The 19831-nt window shown below is 35.3% G+C and carries 21 protein-coding genes; 1 reads left to right on the top strand and 20 read right to left on the bottom strand.

The window, feature by feature from the left end; all coding sequences use genetic code 11:
• Window positions 1-33 precede the first annotated feature (33 nt).
• The 7 genes from AC6HVZ_RS18385 to AC6HVZ_RS18355 form a co-directional block, all read right to left on the bottom strand.
• Window positions 34-639, bottom strand: a complete 606-nt coding sequence (locus AC6HVZ_RS18385) for a site-specific integrase (protein ID WP_497559585.1) — start codon at window positions 637-639, stop codon at window positions 34-36.
• 285 nt (window positions 640-924) lie between these two features.
• Window positions 925-1452 carry a single-stranded DNA-binding protein gene (gene ssb / locus AC6HVZ_RS18380; protein ID WP_497559584.1) on the bottom strand — a complete coding sequence of 176 codons (528 nt, stop codon included), beginning with the start codon at window positions 1450-1452 and terminating at the stop codon, window positions 925-927.
• A 25-nt stretch (window positions 1453-1477) separates the two neighbouring features.
• A complete protein-coding gene (rpsF, locus tag AC6HVZ_RS18375; protein WP_497559583.1) occupies window positions 1478-1768 on the bottom strand; it encodes a 30S ribosomal protein S6 in 291 nt (96 codons plus the stop codon).
• Between the two features lie 230 nt (window positions 1769-1998).
• Window positions 1999-3099, bottom strand: a complete 1101-nt coding sequence (ychF, locus tag AC6HVZ_RS18370; RefSeq protein ID WP_497559582.1) for a redox-regulated ATPase YchF — start codon at window positions 3097-3099, stop codon at window positions 1999-2001.
• A 338-nt stretch (window positions 3100-3437) separates the two neighbouring features.
• Window positions 3438-3635, bottom strand: a complete 198-nt coding sequence (locus AC6HVZ_RS18365; protein ID WP_497559581.1) for a DUF951 domain-containing protein — start codon at window positions 3633-3635, stop codon at window positions 3438-3440.
• Between the two features lie 37 nt (window positions 3636-3672).
• Window positions 3673-4575 (bottom strand): mechanosensitive ion channel family protein, encoded by a 903-nt coding sequence (locus tag AC6HVZ_RS18360; protein WP_497559580.1) that lies wholly within the window; start codon window positions 4573-4575, stop codon window positions 3673-3675.
• A gap of 86 nt (window positions 4576-4661) precedes the next feature.
• On the bottom strand, window positions 4662-5684 hold the full coding sequence (locus AC6HVZ_RS18355; protein WP_497559579.1) for a YkvI family membrane protein: 1023 nt from the start codon (window positions 5682-5684) through the stop codon (window positions 4662-4664).
• Between the two features lie 87 nt (window positions 5685-5771).
• Here AC6HVZ_RS18355 and yyaC point away from each other — a divergent pair, with 87 nt between their 5' ends.
• Window positions 5772-6389 (top strand): spore protease YyaC, encoded by a 618-nt coding sequence (gene yyaC, locus AC6HVZ_RS18350; protein ID WP_497559578.1) that lies wholly within the window; start codon window positions 5772-5774, stop codon window positions 6387-6389.
• A gap of 74 nt (window positions 6390-6463) precedes the next feature.
• On the opposite strand, the gene AC6HVZ_RS18345 is transcribed toward yyaC, so the two are convergent.
• From AC6HVZ_RS18345 to rpmH, 13 genes are all read right to left on the bottom strand, one after another.
• Complete coding sequence (locus AC6HVZ_RS18345; protein ID WP_497559577.1) at window positions 6464-7099, bottom strand: transporter; 636 nt, start codon at window positions 7097-7099, stop codon at window positions 6464-6466.
• A 69-nt stretch (window positions 7100-7168) separates the two neighbouring features.
• Window positions 7169-7873 (bottom strand): DUF554 domain-containing protein, encoded by a 705-nt coding sequence (locus tag AC6HVZ_RS18340; protein WP_497559576.1) that lies wholly within the window; start codon window positions 7871-7873, stop codon window positions 7169-7171.
• An 18-nt stretch (window positions 7874-7891) separates the two neighbouring features.
• The gene (locus AC6HVZ_RS18335) at window positions 7892-9046 is read right to left on the bottom strand and encodes an aminotransferase class V-fold PLP-dependent enzyme (RefSeq protein WP_497559575.1); all 1155 of its coding nucleotides are present in this window, start codon (window positions 9044-9046) and stop codon (window positions 7892-7894) included.
• Window positions 9047-9135: 89 nt separating this feature from the next.
• Window positions 9136-9972, bottom strand: a complete 837-nt coding sequence (locus AC6HVZ_RS18330; RefSeq protein WP_497559574.1) for a ParB/RepB/Spo0J family partition protein — start codon at window positions 9970-9972, stop codon at window positions 9136-9138.
• A complete protein-coding gene (locus AC6HVZ_RS18325) occupies window positions 9953-10726 on the bottom strand; it encodes a ParA family protein (RefSeq protein ID WP_497559573.1) in 774 nt (257 codons plus the stop codon). Before AC6HVZ_RS18325 ends, AC6HVZ_RS18330 begins: the two co-directional genes overlap by 20 nt.
• A gap of 387 nt (window positions 10727-11113) precedes the next feature.
• Window positions 11114-11977, bottom strand: coding sequence for a nucleoid occlusion protein (gene noc, locus AC6HVZ_RS18320; protein WP_497559586.1), 864 nt, complete (start codon window positions 11975-11977; stop codon window positions 11114-11116).
• Between the two features lie 377 nt (window positions 11978-12354).
• Window positions 12355-13071: a 16S rRNA (guanine(527)-N(7))-methyltransferase RsmG gene (rsmG, locus tag AC6HVZ_RS18315; RefSeq protein ID WP_497559572.1), complete on the bottom strand. Its 717-nt coding sequence runs from the start codon at window positions 13069-13071 to the stop codon at window positions 12355-12357.
• A gap of 71 nt (window positions 13072-13142) precedes the next feature.
• Entirely contained in the window at window positions 13143-15029 is a 1887-nt protein-coding gene (gene mnmG / locus AC6HVZ_RS18310) for a tRNA uridine-5-carboxymethylaminomethyl(34) synthesis enzyme MnmG (RefSeq protein WP_497559571.1), read from the bottom strand.
• Between the two features lie 235 nt (window positions 15030-15264).
• The gene (mnmE, locus tag AC6HVZ_RS18305) at window positions 15265-16641 is read right to left on the bottom strand and encodes a tRNA uridine-5-carboxymethylaminomethyl(34) synthesis GTPase MnmE (protein ID WP_497559570.1); all 1377 of its coding nucleotides are present in this window, start codon (window positions 16639-16641) and stop codon (window positions 15265-15267) included.
• Window positions 16642-17432: 791 nt separating this feature from the next.
• The gene (gene jag, locus AC6HVZ_RS18300) at window positions 17433-18047 is read right to left on the bottom strand and encodes an RNA-binding cell elongation regulator Jag/EloR (protein WP_497559569.1); all 615 of its coding nucleotides are present in this window, start codon (window positions 18045-18047) and stop codon (window positions 17433-17435) included.
• Window positions 18044-18814, bottom strand: a complete 771-nt coding sequence (spoIIIJ, locus tag AC6HVZ_RS18295; RefSeq protein WP_497559568.1) for a YidC family membrane integrase SpoIIIJ — start codon at window positions 18812-18814, stop codon at window positions 18044-18046. Before spoIIIJ ends, jag begins: the two co-directional genes overlap by 4 nt.
• Before the next feature lie 115 nt (window positions 18815-18929).
• On the bottom strand, window positions 18930-19280 hold the full coding sequence (rnpA, locus tag AC6HVZ_RS18290; protein WP_497559567.1) for a ribonuclease P protein component: 351 nt from the start codon (window positions 19278-19280) through the stop codon (window positions 18930-18932).
• A gap of 237 nt (window positions 19281-19517) precedes the next feature.
• On the bottom strand, window positions 19518-19652 hold the full coding sequence (gene rpmH / locus AC6HVZ_RS18285; protein WP_019377820.1) for a 50S ribosomal protein L34: 135 nt from the start codon (window positions 19650-19652) through the stop codon (window positions 19518-19520).
• Between the last annotated feature and the right edge of the window lie 179 nt (window positions 19653-19831).

The raw sequence follows: 19831 nt of genomic DNA, 5'->3' as shown, positions 1-19831 counted from the left end.
GCTCTTTTTTACATGCCTCTGACCCTTGATATGTCAATAATTGGCAATAATTACCACCAAACTCGGGTTATTTCTAGCAACTATTTCAATATCGTTAGATAAATTATCAAACCCTTCATAAAGTAAATCAATTTGATTACGAAATAATCTCTTTGTATTCTTTGATTTCTCTTCTTTTTGCCTAAAGAAGTTTATATTTAGACTACCTTTATTAACTGTATGCACATAGTATTTATTCTTTTGTGACTTTTCTTTTACTGTTACAGGATTATCATCAATGTATCCCCCAACACCTTCATAATAATTATAAAATGAAGCAACAGTTGCAAGGTACTTATTTATTGTTCTTCCTGACTTTTCTTCTTTCTTTCCAACTTCCTCGGATTTAATGAAGTCAATAAACGAAATCATACTTCGCTTATTCACTTCATAAAATTTCAATTCCTTCTTGGAAAGCCAAGTAAAATACTCCTTCAAATCCCTACAATAGCTTTCTACCGTGTTTAATGTTCTTCCCTTACTCTCAAGGTAACGTAAGAATAAAGCAACTTCTTCCACTATGTTTAAGTCCTCATCTACTAACACAACTGAATACTGACCATTTTCCCTTATAGTTTTTTCCAATGAATACGAATGCATAAAAAAACACCACCAATCCTATTACCTAAGTGAATACATAGATTATCACCTATGCAAGTTCTCCACACACACTATGTAGAACTTTTCCACTTATATAATAGATTCGATGGTGTTTAACAAAAATCCTTCTTTATTTACACACTTTTTTACACATTTTACACACTACGTATAATCTTTTTGACATACGCTTATACACACATAATTTTTACACAGTTTAAATCATCAATTAACCTTGATATACCAAGGTTTTCTACACATCTTAACCACTTACACAGTGAACGCTGGTCAAAATGGTAAATCATCGTCTGATATATCGATAGGCTCTCCATTATTTTTAAATGGATCCTCTTGATTTTGATTCTGATTTTGGTTTTGATTCTGGTTTTGATTTTGTTGATTTTGTTGATTCGGGTTTTGCTGAAACTGATTTTGATTTTGAAATTGGTTCTGATTTCTGTTTTGCTGGAATCCTGATGACTGTTGTCCTCCCTGAGACTTTGATTCCAAAAATTGTATACTTTCTGCAAGAATCTCTGTAACAAATACAGTCTTTCCATCCTGCCCTTCAAATCTTCGTGTTTGAACACGCCCATCTACACCAATCATGCTTCCTTTTTTCATGTAGTTGGCAAGATTTTCGGCATGTCTGCGCCAAACAACACAGTTAACAAAATCAGCTTCACGCTCCCCCTGCTGATTGGAAAAAGGTCGATTGACTGCGATCGTAAAGTTGGCTACTGCAACTCCGTTTGGCGTATAACGTAAATCAGGATCCTTCGTTAACCTGCCTACAAGTACGACACGATTTAACATCAGAACCACTCCTTATTATAAGATCTTATTGATCATCTTCTCGAACAGCGATATGGCGAATAATATCATCAGAGAACTTAGCAAGGCGATCAAATTCATTTACTGATCTTTCATCACCGCTGAAGTTAATGATTACATAATATCCATCACGGTAGTCATTGATTTCATAAGCAAGACGTTTCTTGCCTTTTCGATCAACTTTTTCAATCTCCGCCCCATTATCAGTTAAAATCTTGTTGAAACGCTCAACTAAATTGTTTTGAGCTTCCTCTTCAATATCTGGGCGGATGATATACATGATTTCGTATTTTCTCATCCGTTACACCTCCTTTTGGTCTTAGCGGCCCTATTTGGTTAATAGAGCAAGGAGTAATCTATAGTTACATTACTCACAATAGTGTATTATACCAAATCTTTTTTTAAAAAACAAGCTTTCGAGAGATCCTTTTTTACGTTTTTCTACCTGAACGTTGTTTCATATAAGTTGTTGCTTTTGTGCTGCCTCTTGAGCAATCGCCCGTCAATTTTTTATAAACCAGCCAGCTTCTAAACATTAAACCGAAAATGTATCACATCGCCATCCTTTACAATATATTCCTTACCTTCCAAACGAACTCTACCTTTTTCTCTTGCCCCTGCCATTGCTCCTGCTTCTACGAGGTCATCATAGGAAACAGTTTCTGCACGGATAAAGCCTTTTTCAAAATCGGTATGAATAATTCCTGCTGCCTGTGGTGCTTTAATCCCTTTACGGAAAGTCCACGCTCGCACTTCCTGCTCACCTGCAGTAAAATATGTGGCCAAGCCCAGCAAGTTGTAAGAAGCCTTAATAAGCTTATCCAAGCCAGATTCCGTAATGCCAAGCTCTTCCAGATACATTGCTTTTTCCTCTTGTTCCAGCTCTGCTATTTCTTCTTCAATTTTTGCACAAACTACAATTACTTCTGCATTTTCATTTGCTGCATATTCTTTTACTTTTTGAACATTTTCATTTGAATCCGGATCTGCTATTTCCTCCTCACTTACATTAGCTACATATAATGTTGGCTTGCTTGTTAACAAGTGAAGACCCTTAACTATTTTCAATTGTTCTTCTGTAAATTCCAAAGCTCTTGCTGGATTTTCCTCTTCTAGCCCGTTTTTCACTTTAACAAGCACCTCATATTCAGCTACAGCGGCCTTATCCTTTTGTCTAGCCAGTTTTTCAACACGTTGAAAACGTTTATTCACTGTTTCCAAATCAGCTAAAATAAGCTCCAAATTAATGATTTCAATATCATCAATGGGATCAATTTTGCCGGATACATGTGTGATATTATCATCTGCAAAACAACGAACAACCTGACAAATCGCATCAACCTGACGAATATGGGATAAAAATTGATTACCAAGCCCCTCTCCTTTACTTGCACCTTTCACAATACCTGCAATATCTGTAAACTCAAATGCTGTTGGCACTGTTTTTTTCGGTCTAACTAATTCCGTTAATTTATTTAAGCGATCATCGGGTACTTCCACAATTCCAACATTCGGATCAATCGTAGCAAACGGATAATTTGCCGCCTCTGCTCCTGCCTGTGTGATTGCATTAAAAAGTGTAGATTTTCCTACATTGGGAAGTCCGACAATTCCTGCTGTCAAAGCCATGCAACTTTCAACTCCTTAAGGATTCCACTCATATGAACTCAGTAACCTAATTATAGATACTAAAAAATAAAATGACAAGCAAGCAAAAAGCAAAAATAGGCAACCGAAGTATACCTATTTTTGCTTCTTACCCTATTATTTTATCTTTTTCTAATTATTACTACCTCTATTTTACTATTTTACAAGCAGTCTAGTCAATTTTAACTAATTTTAATTTTTTTATTCAATCACATTTTGCGGGGAAGGTTGGTTTATTCGGAACCGGTATAATGTGTTTTTAAAGAAACAAAACTATTAATTTCCCCGTACTTTATGAAAGATCCAATTTTTTAATTTCTTTATTCTTCACTTTTTTTCAGTACCTTTTTCATCTTTTTCGTAAAATCTCTACGCGGAATCATAACACTATGATCACAGCCTAAGCACTTTATTCGTATATCCATTCCCATACGAATAATCTTCCATTGGTTTTCCCCACACGGATGTGGTTTTTTCATCTGTACAACATCATTCAATCCAAATTCCTTTTCTGCCATTTGGTGATCTCCTTTTTTCTTCCATTATAAAGCAAATTCACTCTTCACGCTCTCGATTATTTGCTAAAAAGTTTTCCTTTTCACCCTTGGAGTACATTACAATACGCGGTGCAGGAATTTCAATACCTGCTTTATATAGTTTATCCTGCATTTCTTTACGGATATTCCTTTCACCTGCCCATTGGAAACCAGGATGTGTATCAGCTATCACACGAATAACAAAATGTGATACATCCAGATTTTGAACACCAATAATCTCTGGAGTACCTATGATAAAATCATATTTTTCGGGTAAGGTGGCTGCTACTTCATTAATTATTTTCTCAGCATCATAAACATTGCTTTCATATGGTATATTAATATCCACAATGGAAAGGCCATTATGAACAGAATAATTAGTTACCTGTGTTACATTTCCGTTTGGTAGGACATTCATTTCACCTGTCCAGCTCAATACCTTCGTAGTACGAAGACCTATTTCCTCCACTGTCCCTTCTATTCCGGCAACCGCTACATAATCACCGACAGAAAACTGATCCTCAAAGATAATGAAGAATCCTGAAATAATATCTCGAACCAGATTTTGTGCACCGAAACCAATCGCTAGTCCAGCAACACCGGCACCTGCTAACAGGGGACCAATTTCAAAACCTAGCACATTATCCAGAATCATGATAAAGGCAATAAAATAAACAACATATGCGACAACACTTTTGATTAACTTTTTAAGCGTGTTTTCTCGCCGTTCCGTAATTCGAATGGGACCCTTTTCTCTGCTTTTGAAAAGTCGATTAACAACATTTCTACTGACCTTTACAATAGTAACTGCTAAAACTACTATAATTATTATTCTTAAGATACCTGTTCCAACTGTTAGCCAAAGCTCTGGCCCAGTAATATAATTCCACAGTGATTCCAATTGTTTATTGAATGTATCCATTTTACAAAACCTCCACTTCATATGCTATATATAGTTAGTATGAATAGTTTACAATATTATTTTTACCTTTTAAAGAATGGATATGTTTACTCGGCTTTTTCCATATTACTCCAAATAGGAAATAATAATAATCTGGTTAATACATATAGATTCAGTATCCCGTAGATCGGATAAATATAACTGATTAATGTAGAAAATCCAAGTGTTGTTAAAGGAACCATTGTAGCTAAGATTAATACAACTATCAACCATAACGGCAGATTAAAAAAGTCCTTCATTCTTGTTACAATTCCCAGGATTCCTGCTGCTGCTGTTGTGAAAATTGCAAACCAAAGTAAAACACTCATAAAAACAAGCATTTCAAATGGATACCCTTTTAAAATTGCAAATAGAGGAATCTCATATAATAATATCTCATCAGCAATTTGTATTAAACTATTATTGTATATATATGAGATAATACCCAAAATAGCTCCACTACCAATACAGGCAATCCATATCTCCTGTTTTGATTTGACTTTATTACCGATTGCTCCTAAAACAGCTATTAATGGGAGTATATTTAATGCTGTAAATGGAAAAGCTGCCGTCCAGTTTCTCTGTTCATGCCAATGTGAAAACAATGCCAGTTCCTGATCCAGCGTAAATAATAATAAAATATACAAAAGACCACCAAGTAAAAGCGGCAGAATGAATTGATTTATAGATAAAAGACCATTAATATCCTTCATGAATAAAACAATGAGCGCAAGGACTATAATTACTATTCCCCACCAGTAGGAGAAATTAAACGCCTGTCCTGTTGCCCCACTACCCGCAATCATCACAACCGTAGTGGTAAACAAATATAAAAATATCATTAGATCGTAAATTTTCGTAAGTCTATTCCCTACAATTTCACGTAATACAGGAAGATAATGTGTTGATTTTCTCTTATAGCTTACATTCATTATCACAATACTAGCTATCGAAAAAAACAGGACAAACAGAACAATAGCCAGTCCACTTTCATGCCCAAAAAACTGCCATAATTCTCTGCCAGAGGCATACCCTGCTCCAATTGTTGTGCCAATTATTAAAAACATCCATTTTAGACCTGCACGCACCATCGCTTTTCCTCCAATATTTTTAGAATCTATGTATAGAACGATAAAAATATCCGTATACTATACCAATATGTTTGTGGAGGATAAGCTATGAATCTAAAGAAACGTTTTAGTCCAATAAATGAAGACCTTCGGATGTTACATACAGATGCTGCTTTAATTCCAACAATGAGTGAAAAAATTATTTCATGGCTGCCAGATCTCCCTCGTGAATATGTAGTTGTCTGTATTGGAACGGATCGTTCAACTGGAGATGCGCTTGGTCCATTAACCGGAACACTCTTTTCGGAAATGAAACCAAAGCATATAACAGTTTATGGCACCTTACATAAACCAGTGCATGCAACGAATTTAACAGAATATGCGAATGAAATTAAATCAAACCATAGAAACCCGTTTATTATTGCCATAGATGCATGTCTCGGTAAAGCTACTTCTGTAGAACACCTAATTGCAGGAGTTGGATCATTAAAGCCTGGAGCCGCCTTAAACAAGCCTCTGCCATCAATTGGAAATATTCATATTACCGGCGTAGTAAATATTAGCGGATTTATGGAGTATGCTGTGCTGCAAAACACAAGATTATCTATTGTAGTGGATATGGCAGAAAAAATTGCAGATTTATTAGATGCAATCGATCAGCGTTTAAAATACAATTATTCATCGCCAGCAATCGTCTTACAGCAGAAAAAAGAACAGAAAGTTTGAATTTGTCCATCCTCTTTTTATAATATATAAAAGCATTGCGTAATTTAGATATAGCGTGGTGCTTTCTAGTATCATCATCCCGATTTAACATCCCGGGATGTGGAATGCTTCTTTGTTCTACCTTTAAGTAGTATATCTGTTTTGTTGAAAGCCCACTGTAATGCCAATCCTTGTAATACAACACCTACTATAGAAGTTCCTGTTAAAATCCATATCGTGATTGGATCTTCTATCGCAAATATTCGGTGACCAAAAAATAACAAATGACTAAATACTGCAACGAGTGCATGGGAAAAAGTGTTTACAGTACTTTCCACATTCCAAACAACAAGGGATGCAGCTAATAATACGAAGAACAATAATGATAAAACGATTATCAATGTTCTGTAGGTTAATTTTTCTATATATGGTGTTACATAGTATTTGGTAATTGTTTTAATCCGAAAGAAATAAATGATCCTTACAATTCTAGCCATTTGGAAAAACTGATCAAATGGAATGATAGCAATTAAAAGAAAAGGGTTTTGTTTAATAAACCTCCACTTTTCCTTCGTTAAAATAAATCGGATGGTAAAATCTATAAAAAACACTGCCCATACAATCCAATTTATTGTTGAATTGTATGTATTCTCCGCCCAAATTGTGATGATTGTAAGCATTACAAGAAGAATCATTATTCCTTCATACGTTATTTTCATTACTTGTTGCATTGTGACTCTCCTCTATTAGCAGGATAATCCAGTTCTTAAGAAATATGCTAAACGCTCTTTTCTCAGATCCTAAATTAATTGATAGATGTAATAAATAAACCCGACAGTCACTATTGAAGGTAATAGATTTCCTATACGAATCTTCACTACTTTTAATAAATTAAGCCCTATTGCCAGAATTAGAAGTCCTCCCACTGCTGTTAATTCTACAATCATTCCAGTCAAAAATGCCTCCGGAATCCATTTCTCAATTTGTGTCGCTAGTAATGCGATTGCTCCTTGATAAAGCACAACTGGAACAACAGAGAACATAACACCAAAACCTAGAGTTGTGGTTAATACGAGTGCAACGAATCCATCAATAACCCCTTTGGTAATTAATATTTCGTGATCTCCACGTATTCCGCTATCTAATGCACCAATGACCGACATTGCTCCAATTACAAAGATTAATGATGCAGTTACAAAACCCTGGGCAACACTAAAGTTTTCATTTGTTGTTGTAAACTTACTACCTATCCATTGTCCAAAACGATTTAGGCCTTCTTCTAGGTGAATAAACTCACCAATTATTGCCCCTGTTAATAAACTTAATAAGACAACGATAATTATTTCTGTTGAAAAAGCCATTTGTAATCCAATTAATAATACAGCAAGCCCTATTCCATGCATCACCGTTTCTTTATATCTCTCAGGTATTTTAGTGAAAAATAATCCAAGCAAGCTTCCTACAATAATTAATGCTCCATTTACTAATGTTCCATATAATACCATCACGCCATCTCCATTATGTTATTGTTCAATGTATGCTGCAGCTATTTCCTTGATCGCCTGTAAAAATATTTCTATTTCCGTTTTAGTGTTATAGATACCTAAACTCACTCTCACTATTCCTTGTTCCGTTGTTTTTAATGTATGGTGTGCTAGCGGACTGCAATGCAAACCTGCACGAACAGCTATATTATAGTGCGAATCCAGTATCAAAGCTATTTCCTGTGAGTCTACCCTGTCTATATTAAATGCAACCATCGGCATCCGATGCTGATCTCCATCTGGTCCATAGCAAGTAACCCCTTGTATATTTTTTAGTTCTTTTACCAATTGTTTTGTTAAAATTGTTTCACGTGGAACATTTTGATTTTTTCGTTTTTCATATGCAGTTAAAGCAGCATATAGACCTGCAATTCCTGGTGTATTTAATGTCCCGCTTTCTAATTTTTCGGGGTACTTATCAGGCTGATCAGGATTGCCTGAATAACTCCCTGTCCCTCCATGATGTAATGGAGATAAATCAATATCCCCTTCTATGAGCAGCATTCCAGTACCTTGTGGTCCCATCAAACCTTTGTGACCAGGAAAAGCTACCATATCCATTCCTTGTTCTTTCATATGTAACGTTTCATGTCCTGCCGTTTGTGATGCATCTATTAATGTTAATACATTGCTATCCTTGGCTATTTTTATTATTTGATCAATTGGAAGGATTGCACCAGTAACATTGGAAGCATGTGTCATAGCAATTAATTTCGTTTCGTTTCTCATTTCTCTTTTCACCGAGTCAATAAAATGATTGCTATCATCATTCCATGGAATAAAAGAAACGTATACCCCATATTCCCTTTTTAGAAATTCCAATGGACGTCTAATTGAATTATGTTCAAAAGATGTAGCAATAATATGATCACCCTTTTGCCAGGTCAGACCTTTCATTGCTTGATTTAGTGCAATAGTAGCATTTGAATAAAATAATGCCTTCTTTGGATTACTACAGCCAAATAATTCAGCTGCCTTTTCCCTTGTTTTATTGATAATACTTTCAGCCTCTCTGGCCAGTGAATGTCCTCCTCTACCTGGATTCGCACCTATATTATTCATAAAATGAACCATTGCTTCGCCAACCTCAGAAGGTTTTGGAAAAGAAGATGCGGCTTGATCAAAATATATCATTTGATGATCCCCCTTTGATCTTTCCTCTTATTATAACAAAAGACTGACGAAGTATGGTCGTCAGTCTTTTGTTAATAAATAATCACTTATTATTTTTCCAATACATCAATGATACGCTCTAAATCATCATCGGTATAAAATTCAATCTCTATTTTTCCTTTTCGTTTTCCTCTATTTATAGTTACTCCCGTACCTAAGCGATCTCTAAGTACAGACTCTCTTTCCAAAAGGAAAACATCTTTCTTGGACGTTTCCTTTTTGGGCTTTGGTTTTTCATTTAGCTGAATGATTAATTGTTCAACCTGTCTCACATTCAGCTTATCCTGACGTATTTTATTAACAAACGGAAGAAGTTTGTCTTTATCTTTTAAACCTAACAAGGCCCGTCCATGCCCCATCGAAAGTTCTCCGTTGTTAATATATGCAATAATTTGATCCGGTAAAGAGAGAAGCCGAACAATATTGGCTATATGTGAACGACTCTTCCCTAAACGCTGTGATAATTCCTCTTGCGTTATTTTTAATTCATTCATTAGATTGGCATATGCATGTGCTTCTTCGATTGGAGTTAAATCCTCACGCTGTAGGTTTTCCAGCAATGCAAGTTCCATCATTTTACTGTCAGTTAATTCTTTTATAATGGCAGGGACTTTTTCAAGGCCAGCTTCTTTTGCTGCACGAAAACGTCTTTCGCCTACAACAATTTCATATCCTTTAATACTTTTTCGAACGATTAATGGCTGAATAATACCGTATTCCAGAATTGAATCCTTTAACTCCTCGATTGCATCCGCATGAAATGTTTTTCTTGGTTGATAAGGATTTGGCCTGCATTCAGCAATAGAAACTTCCTGAACTGTTTCATCTTCTGGACTTTCAATTTCAGGAAAAAGAGCATTAATACCTTTACCTAACCCTTTCGCCATTGGCCATCACTTCCTTAGCTAATTCAAGATAAACCTCTGCACCTTTAGATCTTGGGTCATACGTAATAATTGGTTGACCATGACTTGGTGCTTCACCCAAACGTACATTTCTTGGAATAATAGACTTATAGACTTTATCTTGAAAGTATTTTTTTACCTCTTCAATCACCTGTAACCCTAAATTTGTTCGTGCATCAAGCATTGTAAGCAGTACACCTTCGATCATTAATTGTTGATTCAAATGTTTTTGAACCAGGCGTATTGTATTTAATAATTGACTTAGACCTTCCAGTGCGTAATATTCACATTGAACTGGTATTAAAACACTATCTGATGATGTTAATGCATTAATGGTAAGTAAACCTAAAGAAGGCGGACAATCAATAATTATATAATCATAATGATCTTTAAGCTTTTCCAATGATTTTTTTAAGCGAATTTCCCGTGAAATTGTCGGGACTAATTCAATCTCTGCACCAGCAAGTTGAATAGTTGCAGGTATTATATCTAAGTTGCTTACGTTTGTAGGTATAACAACCTCTTCAGCTGGTAAATCTTCTACTAAAACATTATAAATACAATTATTAACATCCGCCTTATTTACTCCTACCCCACTCGTAGCATTTCCCTGCGGATCTGTATCTACAAGTAATACTTTATTACCCAATTGAGCAAGGCATGCACTTAAATTAACCGATGAAGTTGTTTTTCCTACACCACCTTTTTGATTTGCTATGGATATTATTTTTCCCATGTTGACACCTACCTATTAGAAAACTTGCATTTTCGCCTATTACAATGGCAATTTTTATAGTTTAAATTATGTTTATAATACGTATACTACCTATTTTATCACTAATTCTATGAAAACGACTATTAATTTCACTTATGTTATACATTCTTAATTTGCTTTGGGTTTTTAGGATATCATTGAAGAATTTTAGATAATTTTGGAAGGAAATCTGCATTTTTGTCTAATATTATTTTAGAAAATACCCATCTTTTCTAAAAAGAGTAAGAAAGGTTAAATGAAATCGGCTCTTTTGCCGATTTCCTCAATTCTGATTTCTAACCTCTAGAAAGTCACTTTAACATTTTTCTCATATGGATGGGTATTTATCTAGCATTTAAAATAGATGAATTATTTCTTTTTTGGTATTTTAATAGTAATTTGATAATAGTCATCAAGTTCTTTTTCATCAGATTCTACTTTAACTCCTGTATCTGAAACCATATTTAATGATTGACGAATCGTATTCATCGCTATTCGAATATCTTTATTAAACCCTTTTAATTTTGTACGCTTTTTCTTTGAATCATTTTGGGGGTTTTCCATTTTAGCAATTCGCTCTTCCGTTTGTTTTACATTTAACTCGTGTTCTAAAATATCGAGTAAAACTTTATTCTGTTTATCAGAATCATTTAATTTTATTAATGCGCGTGCATGTCTTTCCGTAATGACCTTATTTAGTAAAGCTTGTTGGACTTCTTCAGGCAGCTTTAATAATCGCAGCTTATTTGCAATGGAAGATTGACTTTTACCCAGCCTTTGAGCTAGTGCTTCCTGTGTTAACGAATGAAGTTCTAATAGTTTAGCATATGCCGTTGCCTCTTCTACTACAGTCAGTTCTTCACGTTGTAGATTTTCTATTAAAGCAACCGAAGCTGCTTCTGCATCCGTCATTTCACGTATAATTGCTGAAATGCTGTTCCATTCCAATGTTTGAACGGCACGCCATCTTCGTTCCCCAGCAATAAGCTCATACCTATCATCTTCTGTATCCAATTTTCGAACCACAATTGGTTGGATCATACCATGTGTATTTATCGTTTGAGCTAGTTCTTTTATTTTTTCATCACTAAATATAGATCTTGGTTGAAATCGATTTGGTTCAATTTTATTAACAGGAAGCTGAATTACTTCATCTGGATGATAGTTTTCTTCTTCTGATTCAGAAACTGATTTATCTCCCAAACCAAAAATTCGATTAAAAGGCTTTACCATCATCTGACACCACCTTAGTTTTCTATCTTCATTTAAGATTAACGGGGTTTTCTCTATGTATATTAACATTGTTCCACGTGAAACAATTAATTGTAAGGTTAAAAGATTATTAAATTTAGTATAACATGAAAAAGAGACAAAAAGAAAAAACGCGACAACATAAAACTGTTGTGCGAAATTAATAGGCAATTTCAGTTTCTAATCTTATATTACCATACTTATTGCGATAAAAGAATGGAATAACAAAAAATATATTGCTGTATAATTAGGTGTCATTATTTATCTAGGCTTTTTTAACTTTGGGACTGAACTTCATTTGCCCCATTAAAATACTGGGACTTCGCAAACAGCTTTTATCTTACTATTTATCAGAATTATTATTCTATCGGTTCTTTATTTGGAGTACCTGCTTTTCTTGGGTATTTTTTTGGTGTTTTTCTATTCTTCCTTAGGATTACAATCGAACGTTCACTATCCTCTTTTGGCAATGTAAATGAAAAAGTGTTAACCACTTCCCCACCCAATATTTCAATGGCGGCTTCGGCATTTTCTATTTCCTCATTTGCATGTGCACCTTTCATTGCAATAAATACCCCTTCCTTTTTCACTAATGGTAAACATAATTCACTTAATACCGACATCCGAGCAACCGCTCTAGCTGTTACAATATCAAACGTCTCCCGAAATTTTACATTTTTGCCAAAATTCTCAGCACGGTCGTGATAAAATGCAACATTACGTAAGCCTAATTTAACCGCTAACTGATTTAAAAATCCAATTCGCTTCTGTAATGAATCAACAATTGTTATGTTTAATTGGGGAAAGCACAGTTTAAGCGGGATGCTCGGAAATCCTGCCCCCGCACCTACATCACATATATGTACTTCATTTGTAAAATCATAATAAAAGGCTGCTGATATGGAATCATAAAAATGTTTTAAATATACATCTTCTTTTTCAGTTAAGGCAGTAAGGTTCATTTTTTCATTCCATTCTACTAACGTTTCAAAGTATATGGAAAATTGTTCCAATTGATAATCATTTAATGTTATTCCTTGTTCAATTAACGCTTTGGTAAATTGCTCTGGATTCATAATAATGATATTCCCTTTCTATTAATGGTACAAAAGATCACCAGCGTTGGTGATCTTCTGCAGCATTTTAATTAGTTGGCAATTCTTGCTATATTACCCTGTTCAATATATACAAGCAATATAGATACATCCGCTGGGTTTACCCCGGATATTCTGGAAGCTTGACCTACTGAAAGTGGTCGTACTTTTTTAAGCTTCTGCTTCGCTTCTGTAGCAATTCCTCTAATATCATCATAATCAATATCTTCAGGAATCTTTTTATCTTCCATTTTTAACATACGGGCAACTTGCTCATTTGCTTTCTTAATATAACCTTCATACTTGATTTGAATTCCTACCTGTTCTTTAACTTCTGGAGAAATAGTAGGGTTTGATTCAATCATTCGTTCAACTAAATCATAGGAAAGCTCGGGTCGCTTCAGCAAATCATAGGCTTTTATTGCCTCTTTTAAAGGAGTTGCACCAGCTTCTTTCATCACGTTATTATTTTCTTCCATCGGTTTAATCGTTATTTTACTTAAACGCTTTTTCTCTTCTTCCACTAAATTCCTTTTCGTAACAAATTTTTTGTAGCGTTCCTCTGTTATTAAACCAATATCGTGTCCAATTTCAGTTAACCGAAGATCTGCATTATCATGACGCAATAATAAACGGTATTCCGCTCGTGATGTTAACAGACGATAAGGCTCATTTGTCCCTTTTGTTACAAGATCATCGATTAATACACCAATATAGGCCTGGGAACGATCCAAAATAACAGGCTCTTTGCCCAGTACTTTTGCCGCTGCATTGATTCCAGCCATGATTCCTTGTGCGGCTGCTTCTTCATAACCAGAAGTGCCATTAATTTGGCCAGCTGTAAATAGACCTGGAATTTTTTTTGTTTCCAATGTTGGCCATAGCTGGGTTGGAACAATTGCATCATATTCTATCGCATAGCCTGCACGCATTATTTCAGCATTTTCAAGACCCTCAACACTTCTTACCATTTCATGCTGAACAAATTCAGGTAAAGATGTTGACAATCCTTGTACATATACCTCCTCTGTGTCTCTTCCCTCCGGTTCAAGGAAAATTTGATGTCGTGGTTTGTCATTAAAACGAACAATTTTATCTTCAATGGAAGGGCAATATCGTGGGCCTGTACCACGTTTCATACCTGAATACATTGCTGAAAGTTGTAAATTTTCGTTAATGACCTGATGGGTAAATTCATTCGTATACGTTAACCAGCAAGGGATTTGGTCTGTAATAAATTCTGTTGTTTCATATGAAAAACTTTGAAGCTTATCATCCCCTGGTTGAATTTCTGTTTTTGAATAATCGATTGTATGACTATTTACACGCGGTGGCGTTCCCGTTTTAAATCGTACAAGCTCAAATCCAAGTTCTTCTAAATGCTCTGATAGCTTTACTGATACACGTTGGTTATTTGGGCCACTTTCATATTCCAAATCACCCATTAATACTTTTCCTCGCATAAAAGTTCCTGTCGTAATAATAACTGTTTCCGCATGATAAGCAGCTTTTGTTTCTGTAATAACACCCTTACATACGCCATCTTCAACAATTAATTGATCCACCATTCCCTGGCGAAGTGTTAGATTTTCTTCGTTTTCGATAATGTTTTTCATTTCTTTTATATATAAAGGTTTATCAGCCTGTGCTCGTAATGCTTGTACAGCAGGCCCTTTTCCTGTATTTAACATACGCATTTGAATATACGTTTTATCAATAACTTTTGCCATAACTCCACCAAGTGCATCAACTTCACGTACAACGATTCCTTTAGCAGGTCCACCAAGTGATGGATTACATGGCATAAAAGCGATCATATCTAAATTTAATGTGAGCATTAACGTTTTTGCTCCCATTCTTGCTGCAGCTACCCCGGCTTCTACACCAGCATGACCAGCACCAATAACGATTACATCATAATGACCAGCACTATATGTCATTGTTTTTCATCCTTTCTGATTATATTTTTATTAAGCCTTCGCAATGGAAATACACTTCGCTTTTCGAAGATGGCTTTCCACGTCTTTAGAGGTCTTACCGATGCCCTTCCCCTGTAAGACATGGAAGACTACATAAGCTGCAAAAAGTAACTTTCTTTTTCAAGGAGTCTTCGTGTATTTCTACTGCTAACGGTATTTTTCATTGTTACAATTTGTTTTAGAGAGGAAAATAATATTATTTCCCTAAGCAAAATTGTGAGAACAGCTGATCAATTAAGCTGTCACTTGCTGTATCACCAATTATTTCGCCTAAAAATTCCCATGTCCTCGTTACATCGATTTGAACAATGTCCATTGGCATTCCCAGTTCAATGCCTTCCATTGCTTCTTCCAGAGCCTTTTTAGACTGCTTCAGCAATTGAATATGCCTTACATTTGAGACGTAGGTTAAATCACCTGTATCAATTTCACCTGCGAAGAACGTTTTTGCAATCGCTGCTTCAAGCTCATCCACGCCTTCTTCCTCAATTAAAGCAGTCGTTACAACAGGATTTCCTTCAGTCATTTCCTTTACCTTTTCTAAATCAAGTTTTTGTTCTAGATCCGTCTTATTAACGACAACAATATATTCCAATCCTTGAATTGCTTCAAACAGCTTAACGTCTTCTTCATTTAACACATCATTGTAATTTAACATATATAATATAAGATCAGATTCTTTTAACACCTGCCTAGAACGCTCCACACCAATTTTTTCGACAATATCTTCTGTTTCTCGAATACCCGCAGTATCCACTAAGCGCAGTGGAACTCCACGCACATTTACATATTCTTCAATAATATCCCGAGTTGTTCCAGGTATTTCAGTCACGATTGCTTTATTTTCCTGTACAAGGGTATTCATTAAAGAGGATTTCCCTACATTGGGACGTCCAATAATCGCTGTTGCAAGTCCTTCCCGTAATATTTTCCCTTGTTTTGCCACTTGTAAAAGTGATTCAATTTCCTTATAAACCTCTTTCGTCTTCTTCTGCATCATTTCATGGGTCATTTCTTCTACATCATCATATTCGGGATAGTCAATATTTACTTCCACATGGGCAACAGTCTCCAATAAATCTTGCCTTAAACGCTGAATTAATCCAGATAATCGCCCATCCATCTGTTTGAGAGCAACAGACATAGCCTTATCCGTTTTTGCACGAATTAAGTCCATGACTGCTTCTGCCTGTGATAAATCAATCCGCCCATGTAGAAATGCCCGTTTTGTGAATTCACCTGGCTCAGCAAGCCGAACCCCTTTATTTAATATTATTTCCAGAACACGATTAACTGCAACCATCCCACCATGACAATTTATTTCTACGACATCTTCACGTGTAAATGTTTTTGGCGCACGCATTACGGTAACCATTACTTCCTCAGCAACCTCTTTTGTTTCCGGATCAATTATCTTTCCATAATGAATGGTATGGGAATCTGCCTCATTTAAATTTTTACCACGAAATAATTCCGTAGTAATTGAAATTGCTTCTGAACCACTCAATCTTACAATTGCAATTGCACCTTCCCCAATTGGTGTTGATATTGCAGTAATTGTATCAGGCTCCATCACTTTCACCTCCAACACTTCTTCTATCTATATTAATAACGAATTATAATTTTTTAACGTCACTAACAAAATAGAATACCATAGTTTTATTCAAAAATAAACTTATCCACAAAAAAATAATGTAAATTGATTTTAAAAACGCTTATACACAGTGTGGATAAGCGTTTTTATATAGCCTTATTAAGGTCTGAGGATAGTACTTCATTCACCCCATCAAAATACTGGGACTGCACAGCGCCCGCCCCATCAAAATACAATTGCTTTTAGCCTTCGTAATTAATAACAAGGACGTCATACCCGTTTGGTTGTTTTCCATTACGAAACATTGGCGGCGGGCACGGCTTCAGCCTCCTTTCAAGCATCATGCCCAAAATAACAAGGAAATCACATATTACTGAAAAAAAATGTAATACACTTAAATATACGCTAAGAACGGGATCGAAAGCGGTAGCTAGTAATTAAGAAGTGTTGGAGAAATGATCGTCCTAATTAGAGATAAAAGTTAAGAGATATTGGGGAGAAGTTGAGAGATATTGGGTAAAAGTTGAGAGAAACTAGAGCGAAATTGAGAGAAAACAAGGGAATTTACAATTATCTCTCAACATTATAGGTTCTTCTCTCAACTTCATGGGCTAGTCTCTCAACTTCATGCACACTTCTCTCAACTTCATAAACCTCTCTCTCAACTTTACCGGATTTCGGCGAAGATACTGGCAAATTTAGTCAATTCTATACTTTTTTATTATATTATAATAAAAAAACCCGGGTTCTCCCGGGAATTCATTTTATCCTTATGGTTTTATCACGATATGACGATGTGGTTCAACCCCATCAGAGTAGGTAGAAACCTCACCACGTACCTGCAGAGCACTATGGATGATTTTTCTCTCAAATGCCGGCATTGGTTCAAGTGCTACCTTCCTGTTCAGCCGTGTTGCCTTTTCGGCCATTTTTAGTGCTAAAGCTTCCAGTGTTTCTTTTCTTCGACCACGATATCCTTCTGCATCTAATGTAACCGTATAAAATTGTTTGCCATCTTTATTTAACGTTAGATGAACCAAATATTGCAGAGCATTTAGTGTCTGACCACGTTTACCAATTAATAATGCGATATTTTCACCATTCATTTCAAAAGTAACTTCATTTCCGTTAATGGTTGTAATAATATCGACTTCTATATTCATGTTACCTGTTACTTCTTTAATAAATTTCTCTGCTTCTTGGATTTGATTTTTGGCGATTGTAACTTTAACAAAGGCACGCTTGGATCCAAATAAACCTAGTAATCCCTTTTTTCCTTCATCAATTACATCGATTTCTACCTGGTCCCTTGTTGTGTTTAACTGCTCTAATGCTGATTGGACCGCTTCTTCAACTGTTTGTCCGCTGGCAGTTAGTTCTCTCACTTTTTGTCTCCTCCAGTATCCGTATTCGCAGTAGTCATCATTGGTTTACGAATTAAAATCGTTTGAGCAACCATAAAGATATTACCTACTACCCAGTAAAGTGCTAATGCTGCTGGGAAGAAGAATGCAAAAACAGTAATCATAATTGGCATGACATAAAGCATTACCATCATTTGCGGGTTTTGTGCTGCTGGACTTCCTGCCATCATTAATTTCTGCTGTAGGAATGTAGCCGCACCGGCAATTAATGGTAAAATATAATCCGGTGACCCTAATTCAAACCATAAAAAGTTATGTGTACTAACTGCTTCAGTACGCATAATTGCATGATACATTGCGATTAATATAGGCATTTGAACAAAGATTGGCAAACACCCAGCAAGTGGATTTACCCCATGTTTTTGAAACAAAGCCATCGTTTCCTGCTGCAGTTTTTGCTGTGTATTTGCATCCTTAGAGCTGTATTTTTTCTGAATTTCTTTCAGCTCTGGCTGAATATCCTGCATTGCCTTCGAACTTTTTAATTGCTTTACGTTTAATGGTAACAATATTAAGCGAAAGATAATTGTTACGATTACAATCGATAAACCATAGTTTTCATTAAATAAATTAGCGAAATATGTGATCAACCAAGATACTGGGTACACAAAGTAAGTATTCCAAATACCTTCACTCTCTTTAGTGATCGGTTCATTTATTTCTGTGCAACCTGAAAGTATTGCCAGTAATCCAATAAGGACGACGAGCATTACATACTTTTTACGCAAAATGTTTCCTCCTAACTACCGAAACATAAAAGTCGCTTCAATAGGTAAATTCTATGTGTTCTTTCCTACATGCTATTTTATCTCAAATAAGTGCAAGAATCTATTATAAATTAGGTTATTTACGATTATTTTTTAGTAATCGTTCTTTATATAATAAATGAACTAAACTTTTCTTAATTTCTTTATAACCCATCATCTTGGTGGGCTGTCTTGCAATTATGACAATATCATAGGACTCTATAATAGAATCCTCCAATTCATAAAAGGCCTGACGCAGGTATCTCTTAATTCGATTTCGTACAACAGCATTTCCTATTTTTTTCCCAACAGAAAGCCCTATACGAAAATGCTCCTGGTTTTCTTTTTGTACATAATATATGACAAGCTGCCGATTTGCAAAAGACTTCCCATGCTTAAATGTGTGTTGAAATTCTCTATTTTTTTTAATACGAAATTCCTTTTTCATCTTATCACCTTTATTAGCAATCACCTACATACTTGTCCATCCATAATTTATGTAAGAAAACAGCATATGAAGCTATTTTCGAATATTTCTTATAAAAACGAATTCAAAAAAAGGAAAATATTTTCCTTTCCAGGTCGTATCTTCTTTCGTTGAAGATTCCCAACCCGATCTATCATTTTTACGAGAACTTTTATACATTCACTGTAAGAGGAAAAAAGACCACTGATTTTCAGTGGCCTATGCAGATAATACTTTTCTTCCTTTACGACGACGACGAGCTAAAACTTTACGTCCGTTTTTAGTACTCATGCGTGTGCGAAAGCCATGTACTTTTTTGCGTTTACGATTATTTGGTTGAAACGTTCTTTTCATCTATCTTGCACCTCCTGAAAAGGATGAAATATCCAATTTAAAAACTTATCCTATCGACAGTCTTTGTAATTATACGTAAAACCTGCCTCATCTGTCAACTTCATTTTAATTTGAGCTTTTTGCGATGTGCCACTTTTCTAGTTTTACGAGCAAAAAAATAAAGGTTTTATTTTTTTGAA

This window comes from Oceanobacillus sp. NCCP-135, assembly GCF_059698015.1.
This window is presented reverse-complemented; position numbering and strand designations above follow the sequence as displayed.